General features: G+C 62.1%; 10 protein-coding genes. 7 read left to right on the top strand and 3 right to left on the bottom strand.

Annotation, left to right across the window (positions count from 1 at the left end; translation table 11 throughout):
- The first annotated feature begins 204 nt into the window (after positions 1 to 204).
- Genes KJY40_RS02180 through KJY40_RS02150 form a run of 7 tightly spaced genes read left to right on the top strand, consistent with a single transcriptional unit; the run spans position 205 to position 7,304 of the window.
- Complete coding sequence (locus tag KJY40_RS02180; RefSeq protein WP_085608600.1) at positions 205 to 1,446, top strand: SfnB family sulfur acquisition oxidoreductase; 1,242 nt, start codon at positions 205 to 207, stop codon at positions 1,444 to 1,446.
- A gap of 38 nt (positions 1,447 to 1,484) precedes the next feature.
- On the top strand, positions 1,485 to 2,678 hold the full coding sequence (locus KJY40_RS02175) for an SfnB family sulfur acquisition oxidoreductase (RefSeq protein ID WP_230734711.1): 1,194 nt from the start codon (positions 1,485 to 1,487) through the stop codon (positions 2,676 to 2,678).
- On the top strand, positions 2,678 to 4,042 hold the full coding sequence (locus KJY40_RS02170; RefSeq protein WP_230734709.1) for an LLM class flavin-dependent oxidoreductase: 1,365 nt from the start codon (positions 2,678 to 2,680) through the stop codon (positions 4,040 to 4,042). Before KJY40_RS02175 ends, KJY40_RS02170 begins: the two co-directional genes overlap by 1 nt.
- A 13-nt stretch (positions 4,043 to 4,055) precedes the next feature.
- The gene (locus KJY40_RS02165; RefSeq protein ID WP_230734707.1) at positions 4,056 to 4,865 is read left to right on the top strand and encodes a MetQ/NlpA family ABC transporter substrate-binding protein; all 810 of its coding nucleotides are present in this window, start codon (positions 4,056 to 4,058) and stop codon (positions 4,863 to 4,865) included.
- A 2-nt stretch (positions 4,866 to 4,867) separates the two neighbouring features.
- On the top strand, positions 4,868 to 5,992 hold the full coding sequence (locus tag KJY40_RS02160) for a methionine ABC transporter ATP-binding protein (RefSeq protein ID WP_230734705.1): 1,125 nt from the start codon (positions 4,868 to 4,870) through the stop codon (positions 5,990 to 5,992).
- Entirely contained in the window at positions 5,982 to 6,626 is a 645-nt protein-coding gene (locus tag KJY40_RS02155) for a methionine ABC transporter permease (protein ID WP_230734703.1), read from the top strand. The genes KJY40_RS02160 and KJY40_RS02155 overlap by 11 nt, the downstream gene beginning before the upstream one ends.
- Positions 6,627 to 6,674: 48 nt before the next feature.
- Positions 6,675 to 7,304 carry a class I SAM-dependent methyltransferase gene (locus KJY40_RS02150; protein WP_230734701.1) on the top strand — a complete coding sequence of 210 codons (630 nt, stop codon included), beginning with the start codon at positions 6,675 to 6,677 and terminating at the stop codon, positions 7,302 to 7,304.
- A 26-nt stretch (positions 7,305 to 7,330) separates the two neighbouring features.
- Here the strand turns inward: KJY40_RS02150 and KJY40_RS02145 are convergent, their stop codons facing one another.
- Genes KJY40_RS02145 through KJY40_RS02135 form a run of 3 tightly spaced genes read right to left on the bottom strand, consistent with a single transcriptional unit; the run spans position 7,331 to position 12,545 of the window.
- Entirely contained in the window at positions 7,331 to 10,384 is a 3,054-nt protein-coding gene (locus tag KJY40_RS02145) for an efflux RND transporter permease subunit (protein WP_230734699.1), read from the bottom strand.
- Positions 10,381 to 11,445 (bottom strand): efflux RND transporter periplasmic adaptor subunit, encoded by a 1,065-nt coding sequence (locus KJY40_RS02140; protein ID WP_230734697.1) that lies wholly within the window; start codon positions 11,443 to 11,445, stop codon positions 10,381 to 10,383. Before KJY40_RS02140 ends, KJY40_RS02145 begins: the two co-directional genes overlap by 4 nt.
- Complete coding sequence (locus tag KJY40_RS02135) at positions 11,442 to 12,545, bottom strand: efflux RND transporter periplasmic adaptor subunit (protein ID WP_007952761.1); 1,104 nt, start codon at positions 12,543 to 12,545, stop codon at positions 11,442 to 11,444. Before KJY40_RS02135 ends, KJY40_RS02140 begins: the two co-directional genes overlap by 4 nt.
- Positions 12,546 to 12,557 lie beyond the last annotated feature (12 nt).

Here is a 12,557-nt window from a genome sequence, read left to right as displayed (position 1 = left end):
CCCCCTTCTATACATATTCCTAAAAGTTAGTTCATTTAAATTTTATACGCGCTTAGGGTATATGAACCGGACCACCGGACATTCTTTCGTTCGCCGCACTTTTGCGGCGTTTTTCATGAGATGTGAGGTAGGTAACATGGTCCGGAACACAATCACCCCAGTGCAGATCGCCAGGGCATTGCGTGCAGCCAAGGAGCGGCACTGATGTCCAGTCTGGCAGACGCAAACGTCCAGAGTGATCTGGATATCGCCCCGTTGTTGTTGCCCGCGCAAGTGCTGCGCAACGACGCCCAAGCCATCAAGGCCGCCCATGAACTGGCGCAAGTCGCCCGCGTGCAGGCCGCCAAACGTGATCGCCAGCGCAAGCTGCCGTGGTCGGAAATCGAACAGTTCACCCGCAGCGGCCTCGGCAGCATCGCGATTCCGCGCGAGTACGGTGGCCCGCAGGTTTCCTTCGTCACCCTGGCCGAGGTGTTCGCGATCATTTCTGCAGCCGACCCGGCACTGGGGCAGATCCCGCAGAACCAGTTCGGCATCATCAACCTGATCCTCGGCAGCGCCACCGAACAGCAGAAAAAACTGCTGTTGCAGAGCGTCCTGGAAGGCTGGCGCATCGGTAACGCTGGCCCCGAACGCGGCACCAAGGACACCCTGGAACTGAAAGCGCGCATCACCGCTGACGGCGATGATTACGTGATCAACGGCCAGAAGTTCTATTCCACCGGCGCCCTGTTCGCCCACTGGGTCGCGGTCAAGGCGCTCAACGATGACGGCAAGCAAGTCCTGGCTTTCGTTCGTCGCGGCACGCCGGGATTGCGCATCGTCGATGACTGGTCGGGTTTCGGCCAGCGCACCACCGCCAGCGGCACGATCCTGTTGAACAACGTGCGGGTCGATGCCGGTCTCGTGGTGGATAACTGGAAGATCAACGAAAAGCCCAATACCCAGGGCGCGGTGTCGCAACTGATTCAGGCAGCAATCGACGCCGGCATCGCCCGTGGCGCCATCGATGACGCCATCGAATTCGTCAAGACCCGCGCCCGACCGTGGGTCGACGCCAACGTCGAGCGCGCCAGCGACGACCTCTACGTGATCGCCGATATCGGCAAACTGAAAATCGAACTGCACGCCGCCGAAGCGCTGCTGCGCAAGGCCGGGCAAGTGCTGGATCAGGTGCACGCCGCGCCACTGACCGCCGAATCCGCCGCCCGCGCGTCGATTGCCGTGGCCGAAGCCAAAGTGCTGACCACCGAGATCTCGTTGCTGGCCAGCGAAAAGCTTTTCGAACTGGCCGGCAGCCGCGCCACCCTCGCCGAATTCAACCTCGACCGTCACTGGCGCAACGCCCGGGTGCACACCCTGCACGATCCGGTGCGCTGGAAGTATCACGCGGTCGGCGCCTATCGCCTCAACGGAAAACTTCCGGCTCGCCATTCCTGGATCTGACGACCAGAACACTTTTGACCAGATCTCTGGAGAAACACATGACTCTTTCCCATCCCGTCGCGGTCATCACCAGCGACGAGCAAGCCCTGATCGTCGCCAGCGACCTGGCCGAAGACTTCCAGCGCGACAGCAACCTGCGCGACCGCGAACGCCGCCTGCCGCTGCCGGAACTCGACGTGTTTTCCCGCTCCGGCCTGTGGGGCATCAGCGTGCCCAAGGAGTACGGCGGTGCCGGTGTGTCCAACGTGACCCTGGCCAAAGTCATCGCCCTGATCGCCCGGGCCGACGGCTCGCTGGGGCAGATTCCACAGAACCATTTCTATGCCCTCGAAGTGCTTCGGGTGAACGGAAGCCACGAGCAGAAACAACGGCTGTACGCCGAAGTCCTCGCCGGCCAGCGCTTCGGCAATGCCCTGGCGGAACTGGGCACCAAGACCGCCCATGACCGTGTCACCAGCCTCAAACGCGACGGCAACGGTTATCGCATCAACGGTCGCAAGTTCTATGCGACCGGTGCCATTTACGCCCAACGCATTCCAACGTCCGTGGTCGATGAAAACGGCGTGCAGCAACTGGCGTTCGTCCCGCGTGACAGCAAAGGCCTGACCGTGATCGACGACTGGAGCGGCTTCGGCCAGCGCACCACCGGCAGCGGTTCGGTGGTGTTCGAAGACGTGTATGTCGCTGCCGAAGATGTCATTCCATTCCAGAGCGCCTTCGAACGCCCGACCCCGGTCGGCCCGTTGGCGCAGATCCTTCACGCCGCCATCGACACCGGTATCGCCCGCGCCGCTTACGAAGATGCGCTGCACTTCGTGCGCAGCAAGACCCGGCCATGGATCGATTCGGGCAACGACAAAGCCACCGAAGACCCGCTGACCCTCAAGAGTTTCGGCCACCTGAGCATTCGCCTGCATGCCACCGAAGCCCTGCTCGAACGCGCCGGCGAATTTCTCGACGCAGCCCAGGCCGAGACCAACGCCGAGACGGTTGCAGCGGCTTCGATTGCCGTCGCCGAAGCACGAGCAATCAGCACCGAAATCTCTCTGGCCGCCGGCAGCACCCTGTTCGAACTGGCCGGCAGCCAGGCCACCCTGATCGAGCACGGTCTCGACCGTCACTGGCGCAACGCTCGGGTGCACACCCTGCACGATCCGGTACGCTGGAAGTATCACGCGGTGGGCAATTACTACCTCAACGATGAAAACCCTCCGCTGCGAGGGACCATCTGATGAGCAAGAAAAAGATCCTGCTCAATGCGTTCAACATGAACTGCATCGGCCACATCAACCACGGGCTGTGGACGCATCCACGGGACACCTCGACCCGGTACAAGACCATCGAGTACTGGACCGAACTGGCGCAACTGCTGGAGCGCGGGCTGTTCGACGGGCTGTTCATCGCCGACATCGTCGGCGTGTACGACGTCTACCAGAACTCGGTGGACGTCACGCTGAAAGAGTCGATCCAGCTGCCGGTCAACGATCCGCTGCTGCTGGTATCGGCGATGTCCGCGGTGACCAAAAACCTTGGATTCGGCCTGACCGCCAACCTCACCTACGAGCCGCCGTATCTGTTCGCCCGACGCATGTCGACCCTCGATCACCTGAGCCGTGGGCGGGTGGGCTGGAACATCGTCACCGGTTACCTGGACAGCGCTGCCAAGGCCATGGGCCTCAGTGAACAGGTCGAGCACGACCGGCGTTACGACCAGGCCGACGAGTACCTCGAAGTGCTCTACAAACTCTGGGAAGGCAGCTGGGAAAACGGCGCGGTGCTCAACGATCCGCAGCAGCGGGTCTACGCGCAGCCAGACAAGGTGCACAAGGTCGAACACAAGGGCGAGTTCTATCAGGTCGAGGGCTATCACCTGTGCGAACCGTCACCGCAGCGCACGCCGGTGCTGTTCCAGGCCGGCAGTTCGGATCGCGGTCTGCTGTTCGCCGGGCGTCATGCCGAGTGCGTGTTCATCAGCGGTCAGAACAAGCCGTCGACCAAAGTGCAGGTGGACAAGGTCCGCGCCAGCGCCGTCGAAGCGGGTCGCAACCCCGAGGACATCAAGGTGTTCATGGGCCTCAACGTGATCGTCGGCGAGACCGAGGAAGCGGCCTGGGCCAAGCACGCCGAATACCTGAGCTACGCCAGCGCCGAAGCGGGCGTGGCGCATTTTTCGGCGTCCACCGGCATCGATTTTTCCCAGTACGAAATCGACGAGCCGATCCAGTACGTCAAAAGCAACGCGATCCAGTCCGCCACCAAGAACCTGCAGAACAACGACTGGACCCGGCGCAAGTTGCTCGACCAGCACGCGCTGGGCGGGCGCTATATCACCGTGGTCGGCTCACCGCAGCAAGTGGCGGATGAACTGGAATCGTGGATCGCCGAAACCGGCCTCGACGGCTTCAACCTGACCCGCATCGTCACCCCGGAAAGCTATGTGGATTTCATCGACCTGGTGATTCCCGAACTGCAACGGCGCGGCGCGTACAAGACCGCGTACGACACCGGCAGCCTGCGGGAAAAACTGTTTCACGGCGAAGCGCACCTGCCACAGCAACACACCGGCGCCCACTACCGACACTCCTCCTCGCACTGACTGGAAAACCACCATGACCAAGAAACGCCTGTCCCCCCCAGTCAAAGCACTGGCCCTGGCCTTCGGCCTGTTCAGCTCGGCGGTGTTCGCCGCCGATGCTCCGTTGAAAATCGGCACTACCGCCGCCTTCGCGATTCCGCTGGAAGCCGCCGTCGAAGAAGCCTCCAAACAAGGCCTGAAAGTCGAGCTGGTGGAGTTCACCGACTGGATCGCACCGAACGTCAGCCTCGCCGCCGGTGACATCGACGTGAACTACTTCCAGCACATCCCGTTCCTGGAAAACGCCAAGGCCGCCTCCGGTTTTGACCTGGTGCCGTTCGCTCCAGGCATCATCAACAACGTCGGCCTGTACTCGAAAAAATACAAAAGCTTCGACGAGTTGCCTGAGGGCGCCAGCGTCGCCATCGCCAACGACCCGATCAACAGCGGACGCGGTCTGCAACTGCTGGCCAAGGCCGGTCTGATCACCCTGAAACCGGGCGTCGGCTACAAGGCCACTGAAGACGACATCGTCGCCAACCCGAAGAAGATCAAGATCCTGCAAGTCGAAGCCGTGCAACTGGTGCGCGCCTACGATGACGCCGATCTGGTCCAGGGCTACCCGGCCTACATCCGTCTGGCGAAGACCTTTGATGCCGGCTCCGCGCTGCTGTTCGACGGCCTCGATCACAAGGAATACGTGATTCAGTTCGTGATCCAGCCAAAGAGCAAAACCGACCCGCGCCTGATCAAGTTCGTCGACATCTATCAGCATTCACCGGCTGTTCGCGCCGCACTGGATAAGGCCCACGGCAAGCTGTACCAGGCCGGTTGGGAAAGCTGAGGATGACGGCAGCCATCCAACGGCGACTGGATCTTCCAGAGCCACCCGCGCTTGCGCAACGCACCGAACTGCATCCCGAACTGAACCGCGCTCATGTGCGCTTCGTCGGTCTGGGCAAAACCTACGACGGCAAACAAGGCCCGGTCGCGGCGCTGCAAGGCATCGATCTGGCGATCCAGCGCGGTGAAGTGTTCGGCATCATCGGCCGCAGCGGCGCCGGCAAGTCGTCGCTGATCCGCACCATCAACCGCCTCGAACAACCGACCTCGGGCCGGGTGCTGATCGATCAGGTGGACATCGGCGAGTACGACGAGGATCGCCTCGTCGCCCTGCGTCGGCGGATCGGCATGATTTTTCAGCACTTCAATCTGATGTCGGCGAAAACGGTGTGGCAGAACGTCGAACTGCCGCTGAAGGTCGCCGGCGTCCCGAAACAACAGCGGGAGAAAAAGGTTCGCGAACTGCTGGAACTGGTGGGCCTGCAAGCCAAGCACAAGGCGTATCCGGCGCAGTTGTCCGGCGGGCAGAAACAACGTGTCGGCATCGCCCGTGCGCTGGTGCACGACCCGGATATTTTGTTGTGCGACGAAGCCACTTCGGCCCTCGATCCGGAAACCACTCAGTCGATCCTTGGCCTGCTGCGCGAGATCAACAAACGCCTGGGCCTGACCATCGTGCTGATCACTCACGAGATGGCGGTGATCCGGGAAATCTGCGACCGCGTCGTTGTGCTGGAACATGGCCGCATCGTCGAGCAAGGCCCGGTCTGGGAAGTGTTCGGCAACCCGCAGCACGAGGTCAGCCAGACGTTGCTCGCACCGTTGCAGCACGCTTTGCCCGAAGAATTGCAGAGCCGTTTGCAGGCACAGCCCTTGTCGGCGGACGCGGCCGTGGTGCTGCGTTTGCAGTTCACCGGCAGCCAGCAGGATGAACCGGATCTGGCCGCACTGTTCGCCGCGCTCGGTGGCCGGGTGAAATTGCTCCAGGGCGGCGTGGAACGGATTCAGGGCCACGCGCTCGGGCAACTGTTGCTGGCGGTGGCGGGTTCAAAGCTGAACGCCGAGGAATTGCGTCAGCGTGCCAGCCAGTGGGCACAACGCACGGAGGTGTTGGGTTATGTGGTTTGATCGCTTGCTGCAGGGTTTTATCGACACGTTTCTGATGGTCGGCGTGTCGTCGCTGATCGCACTGCTGGCGGGTATCCCGATGGCAGTGATTCTGGTCACCAGCGACAAGGGCGGGATCTACGAAGCGCCGTTGCTCAATCGCGCGCTGGGTGCGTTCGTGAACCTGTTTCGCTCGATCCCGTTTCTGATCCTGATGGTGGCGCTGATTCCGTTCACCCGTTTGATCGTCGGCACCACCTACGGCGTGTGGGCGGCAGTCGTGCCGTTGACCATCGCGGCCACGCCGTTCTTTGCGCGGATTGCCGAGGTGAGCCTGCGTGAAGTCGACTACGGCCTGATCGAAGCCGCACAGGCCATGGGCTGCCGGCGCTGGCACATCGTCTGGCATGTGCTGTTGCCCGAGGCGCTGCCGGGGATTGTCGGCGGTTTCACCATCACCCTGGTGACGATGATCAACTCATCGGCCATGGCCGGAGCGATTGGCGCCGGCGGTCTGGGCGACATTGCCTATCGCTACGGCTATCAGCGCTTCGACAGCCAGATCATGCTGACGGTGATCGTGCTGCTGGTGGCACTGGTGGCGCTGATTCAGCTGGGTGGCGATCGCCTGGCGCGGGGTTTGAACAAGCGCTGAATGGCATGGCGTATAGTCGGCAGATTCCTTTGCCAGCGCAGCCCGACCATGAAGCAGACGCCCATCGATCTGGAACAGATCACCTCCACCACCCTCGGCCACTACAACTCGGTGGCCGAGGACTTTCGTGAAGGCACCCGCGATCACGATGTCAGTCAGAACATCGACGCCCTGTTGCGGCACATCCAGGGTGACGCGCCATTCTCCATCCTCGATTTCGGCTGCGGGCCGGGGCGCGATTTGCAGACATTTACCCGGATGGGACACGTCGCCGTCGGCCTCGACGGTGCGGAAAAATTCGCGCAGATGGCGCGGGAAGACAGTGGCTGTGAAGTGTGGTGCCAGGATTTCCTGAAGCTGGATCTGCCGGCAGAACGCTTCGACGGGATCTTCGCCAATGCGGTGCTGTTTCATGTACCGCTGCAGGAATTGCCCCGGGTTCTGAAGCAACTGCACGGGACATTGAAACCGGGCGGCGTGCTGTTCAGCTCCAACCCGCGCGGGGATAACCGTGAGGGCTGGAACGGGCCGCGTTATGGCTCGTATCACGATCTTGAAGCCTGGCGCGGGTTGTTGACCGATGCCGGGTTCGTGGAGCTTGAGCATTACTACCGGCCGGCGGGGCTGCCGCGTGAGCAGCAGCCCTGGCTGGCGAGTGTCTGGCGCAAAGCCGTGTAGTTGGCGATGAGCGCAAAGCGCCCGCCTTACTGCGCCTCTTTCTTCGGCTCGCGAATCTTGTACCAGGCCACGTACAGCGCTGGCAGGAACAGCAGCGTCAGCAGGGTCGCAATCACGATCCCGCCGATCATCGCGTAGGCCATCGGCCCCCAGAACACTTCCCGGGCAATCGGGATCATGCCCATGCTCGCCGCCGCGGCGGTCAGCAGGATCGGGCGACGGCGGTGTTCGGTGGCTTCCACCACGGCATCCCACGGCGCATAACCTTTGCGCTCGAACTCGTCGATCTGGGTCACGAGGATCACCGAGTTGCGGATGATGATGCCGATCAGCGCCAGGATCCCGAGGATCGCCACGAAGCCCATCGGCGTACCGGTCGGCACCAGCGCCAGCACCACGCCGATCAACCCCAGCGGCGCGACACTGGCCACCAGGAACAGCTTCTGCACGCTGTGCAGCTGGATCATCAGGAAGGTCGCCATCAGGAACAGCATCAGCGGCAACACCTTGGCAATCGGCCCCTGCGCCTTGCCACTCTCCTCGACCGTACCGCCGGTGGCGACTTTGTAGCCCACGGGTAGTTTGGCCGCAAAGTCATCAATGGACGGCTTGAGGATTTTCACCAGATCGGTCGGCTGAATCTCGTCACGCACCGACGCCTTGATGGTGATGGTCGGCAAGCGATCACGACGCCACACCAGCGGCTGCTCCAGCTCATAACGAACCGTGGCAAAGGCCAGCAACGGAATCGACGTGCCGTTGGGCGTGACAATCTGCAGGTTCTGCAGGGTTTCCGGCGTACCGCGTTCCGAACTCACCGCGCGACCGACCACGTTGATCAGGTAGATGTCGTCGTTGACCTGAGTCAGCGGCGCGCCACTGACGATGCTGTTCATCAGGTTCGCCACGTCTTCGGACGACAGCCCGAGCTGGCGCGCCTTGTCCTGGGCGATGTCGATGCGCAGGACTTTGCCCGGTTCGTTCCAGTCGTAAATGATCTCGCCGATGTGCTCGTTCTTGTCCAGTTCAGTCGCCAGGTCGATGGCGTGCTTGCGCACCTGATCGATGTCCTTGCCGCTGATCCGGTACTGGATCGGACGCCCCACCGGCGGGCCCATTTCCAGCGCCTGCACGTAACTGCCGATGCCGACGAAATCCTTGTGCAGCCGTTCGCGCAGGCGCTTGCTCAGAGCCTCGCGGGCTTCGAAGTCTTTGCTGACGATCACCAGTTGTGCGTAGTACGGGTTCTGCAATTGCTGGTCGAGTGGCAGGTAGAAACGGATCGCACCCTGACCGATGTAGGTGCTCCAGCGCACGATGTCCGCGTCGCCCTTGAGCGTAGCCTCGAGCTTGTCGACGGCCTTGCGGGTCTCGTCGATCGAGGCGTTTTGCGGCAGGTTGAGGTCGACCAGGATTTCCGGTCGATCCGAGGACGGGAAGAACTGATTCTGCACAAAGCGCATGCAGAACACCGCCAGCACAAACATCAATACCGTGAAGCCGATGGCCCACCAGCGATTGCGCATGCACCACAGCAAACCGCCATTGAACGCGCGGCCAACGCGCCCCGGCTCGGCCTCATGGGGTTTCACGTTGGTGCTGAGAATGTGCACGCCGATCACCGGGGCGAAGAACACCGCCACGATCCAGGACACGATCATCGCCACGGCAATCACCGCGAACAGCGTGTAGGTGTACTCGCCGGCAGAACTGGCGTTGAGCCCGATGGGAACAAAACCGGCAACCGTCACCAGCGTACCGGTGAGCATCGGGAACGCGGTCGAGGTGTAGGCGAATGTCGCGGCCTGCTCCTTGCTCTCGCCCATTTCCAGGCGCGTGACCATCATTTCCACGGTGATCATCGCGTCGTCCACCAGAAGGCCGAGGGCGATGATCAGAGCGCCGAGTGAAATCCGCTGCATGGTGATGCCGCTGTATTCCATGAACACAAACACCATCGCCAGCACCAGCGGGATCGAGCACGCCACCACCAGCCCGGCGCGTACACCGAGGCTGATGAAGCTGACCACCAGCACGATCACCACTGCTTCAAACAACGCACTGGTGAAGCCGCCGACCGCTTCCTCCACCACCACCGCCTGATCGGACACCGTGTGCACACCCACGCCGACCGGCAGATCCGCCGTCAGCTCATCAATGCGCTTGTGCAGAGCCTTGCCGAACTCCTGAACGTTGCCGCCCTTCTGCATGGCAATCGCCAGACCGATCGCCGGCTTGCCGTCGAAGCGAAATTCCGGCGTGGCCGGGTCGACGTAACCACGGGTGATGTCGGCCACGTCGGCCAGGCGATAGAAACGGTCATTGAGTTTGAGATTGACCTCGGCCAGGTCTTTCTCCGAAGCGAACTGCCCCGAAGTCCGCACGGAAATCCGCTCGGGCCCCGCCTCGATGACACCGGCCGGGGTCACGGCGTTCTGCGATTGCAGGCTCTGCACCACCTGACGCTGATCGATGCCCAGCGCCGCGAGTTTGCGGGTCGAGAAGTTCAGGTAGAGCACTTCGTCCTGCTGACCGATCATCTCGATCTTGCCCAGCCCGGGCACATTGCGGATCTCGGCCCGCGCCTGTTCCACGTAATCGCGTAACTGGCGCATGGTCAGGCCGTCGGCGGTGAAGGCGTACACCGAGCCGAACACATCACCGAATTCGTCGTTGAATCCCGGCCCTTGAATGCCTTGAGGAAACTGCCCGCGAATGTCGTTGATCTTCTTGCGCACCTGGTACCAGATTTCCGGAATGTCCTTGGCACTGGTGGTGTCACGCAGGTACACGTACACCGTCGATTCGCCGGGGCGCGTGTAGCTTTTCACGTAGTCGAGGGAATCGAGCTCTTCGAGTTTTTTCTCGATGCGGTCGGTGACCTGCTTGAGGGTTTCTTCCTGGGTCGCGCCCGGCCATTTGGTCTGGATCACCATGGTCTTGATGGTGAACGACGGGTCTTCCTCGCGCCCCAGATTGAAGTAGGAGAACACCCCCATGAGCAATCCGACGAACATCAGATACCAGACGAAAGACTGATGCTTGAGGGCCCATTCGGAGAGATTGAAAGAGCCTTTCATTGACTGTCCTCGTCAAGTTTCACGGATTGTCCGGGTTTGAGACTGTTGACGCCGGCGCTGACCACGCGCTCGCCGTTCTTCACGCCCCCCGCGAGCACCACGCTGCTGTCGGTGCGGCTGATCACGCTGACGTCGCGCGGGTTGACGGATTTGCTCTGGGTGTCGATGACCCAGATTCGCGGTTTGCCGTCGACCTCCTGCAACGCAGTGACGGGCAATTCGATACGCGGTTTGATCGCCGAGCTGAGGGTGACGCTGATCGCCGTGCCGAGGCGGAAGCCGTCAGGCGTGTTGGCCAGGGTCAGTCGTGCGCGCCGGGTGCGCGTCGCACTTTGTGCCTGCGGTTCGATCTCGCGCAGGGTGGCCGTGGTGTTGATGCTCGGGTCGAGCTGCCCGGCCACCAGAAACACCACGTCGGACGGGATCTCATCGACCAGGGTGTCCGGCAGATCGATCACCGCTTCCTTGATGTCCGGTTGCGCCAGGGTCACCACTTGTTGACCCGCCGTCACCACTTGCCCGGCCTCGGCGTTCCACGCGGTGACCACGGCTTTGTGATCGGAGCGCAGCTGGGTGTAATCGAGTTGATCCTTGCTTTGATTGACCGCCGCCCGCGCCTGATCCAGCGAAGCCTGGGTGGTTTTCAGGTCCGTCATGGCAATGTCCAGTTGCGCCTGCGCCCCGACGCCGCGATCAAACAGCGCTTGCTGACGGCGGGCATTGGCCTGGGCGTTGATCAGTTGTGCCTGAACCCTGGCCAGGTCGCCCTGGGCCGAACGCAGCTGGTTCTGCTGATCGGACGGATCGAGGGTGGCGAGCAGCGTGCCCTTCTGCACCTCGGTACCGACGTCGACGTTACGGCTGGCAATGCGCCCGCCGACACGAAAACCGGTGTTGCTTTCATAGCGCGCCTGAATGCTGCCGGCGAAACGCCCGAGGTTTTCCTCGCTCAAGGCTTCGACCTTGACCGACAACACCGGCCGTACCGGCTCCGGCGGTGGCTCGCTTTTCGAACAGGCGGCCAACAACACGCCAATGGATAACAGCCCCAGACGCTTCATGGCTGTGCTCCCGGTTGCAGATCCTTGTAGGTGTTTTCGGCAATTTCGACCTTCATGCCCGGATGCAGCAACTGCCCTCCCGCAACAATGACTTTTTCCCCGCCCTTGAGGCCCTCGCTGATGATGACCTTGCCGATCAGGTAGCGGCTGACGGTGACGTTGTGCAACTGCGCCTCGCCTTTGTCGTCGACCATCCACACCGCTGGATCGCTGACGTTCTTGGTCAGCGCCGACCATGGCAATTCAACGGCCGACTTGCCGGTGCCCTTGGCCGTGGCGCTCACCACCGAGCCCAATTGCATCCCCTGCGGCAGGCTGTCGAGGCTGACCTTGACCTGCACCGTGCCGGACTGCGCAGACACCGCCGGGGTGATTTCGCGCACGGTGCCGGTGGTCTTGATGGCGGGGTTGTCGAGCAGGCTGACGACGATCGAGCGCTCCGCCGGCCGCTCGGCCAGCAGGGATTCATAAACGTTGAATACAGCGTCGCGATCTCCGTCCCGGGCCAGGCTGAAAATCGGTGCCGTGGCCTGAACCACCTGACCGACTTCGGCCTGACGCTCGGTGATGACGCCCGGCGCATCGGCGATCAGCGAGGTGTAGCTCAATTGATCCTTGGCATTGGCCAACTGCGCCTGGGCCGCGCTCAAGGCACTCTGGCTGCTGCGCAAGGCGGCCTGCGCGGAATCGTATTCGCTCTGGCTGGTGTAGCCCTTGGGCAACAGTTTCTGTTGGCGGACGAACGCGGCGGCGCTCTGTTTGACCCGCGCCTGCTCGGCCAGCACCTGGGCCTGGGCGGAGTCGACGTTGGTCTGCAAATCCTTCGGATCGAGCTTGGCCAGCACTTGTTTGGCCGAGACGCGGTCACCGACATCGACCATGCGCTGGATGATCTTGCCGCCGACCCGGAACGACAGTTCGGTCTGTACGCGGGCCTGTACATCGCCGGTGAGGGTCACGGCGGCGGCGTAATTGGCGGGGTTCACCTCCTGCACGAAGACCCGGGGCAGGTATTCGGCGGGGGCCTTTTTCTCGCCGCACGCGCTCAACAAAGCGAACAGACTCAGCATGACCGCTGTTTTCAATCCGGGACTCGCCATGCAGACTCCTTC

Origin of the sequence: Pseudomonas fitomaticsae (assembly GCF_021018765.1) — a bacterium.
Lineage (GTDB): Bacteria > Pseudomonadota > Gammaproteobacteria > Pseudomonadales > Pseudomonadaceae > Aquipseudomonas > Aquipseudomonas fitomaticsae.
Note: the sequence above shows the minus strand (reverse complement) of the source record. Positions and strands in the feature narration are given on the sequence as shown.

Excerpts from the sequence above, each read along its gene's own strand:
- KJY40_RS02180 (WP_085608600.1), top strand. The coding sequence starts at position 205 with ATGTCCAGTCTGGCAGACGCAAACGTCCAGAGTGATCTGGATATCGCC.
- KJY40_RS02175 (WP_230734711.1), top strand. The coding sequence starts at position 1,485 with ATGACTCTTTCCCATCCCGTCGCGGTCATCACCAGCGACGAGCAAGCC.
- KJY40_RS02170 (WP_230734709.1), top strand. The coding sequence starts at position 2,678 with ATGAGCAAGAAAAAGATCCTGCTCAATGCGTTCAACATGAACTGCATC.
- KJY40_RS02165 (WP_230734707.1), top strand. The coding sequence starts at position 4,056 with ATGACCAAGAAACGCCTGTCCCCCCCAGTCAAAGCACTGGCCCTGGCC.
- KJY40_RS02160 (WP_230734705.1), top strand. The coding sequence starts at position 4,868 with ATGACGGCAGCCATCCAACGGCGACTGGATCTTCCAGAGCCACCCGCG.
- KJY40_RS02155 (WP_230734703.1), top strand. The coding sequence starts at position 5,982 with ATGTGGTTTGATCGCTTGCTGCAGGGTTTTATCGACACGTTTCTGATG.
- KJY40_RS02150 (WP_230734701.1), top strand. The coding sequence starts at position 6,675 with ATGAAGCAGACGCCCATCGATCTGGAACAGATCACCTCCACCACCCTC.
- KJY40_RS02145 (WP_230734699.1), bottom strand. The coding sequence starts at position 10,384 with ATGAAAGGCTCTTTCAATCTCTCCGAATGGGCCCTCAAGCATCAGTCT.
- KJY40_RS02140 (WP_230734697.1), bottom strand. The coding sequence starts at position 11,445 with ATGAAGCGTCTGGGGCTGTTATCCATTGGCGTGTTGTTGGCCGCCTGT.
- KJY40_RS02135 (WP_007952761.1), bottom strand. The coding sequence starts at position 12,545 with ATGGCGAGTCCCGGATTGAAAACAGCGGTCATGCTGAGTCTGTTCGCT.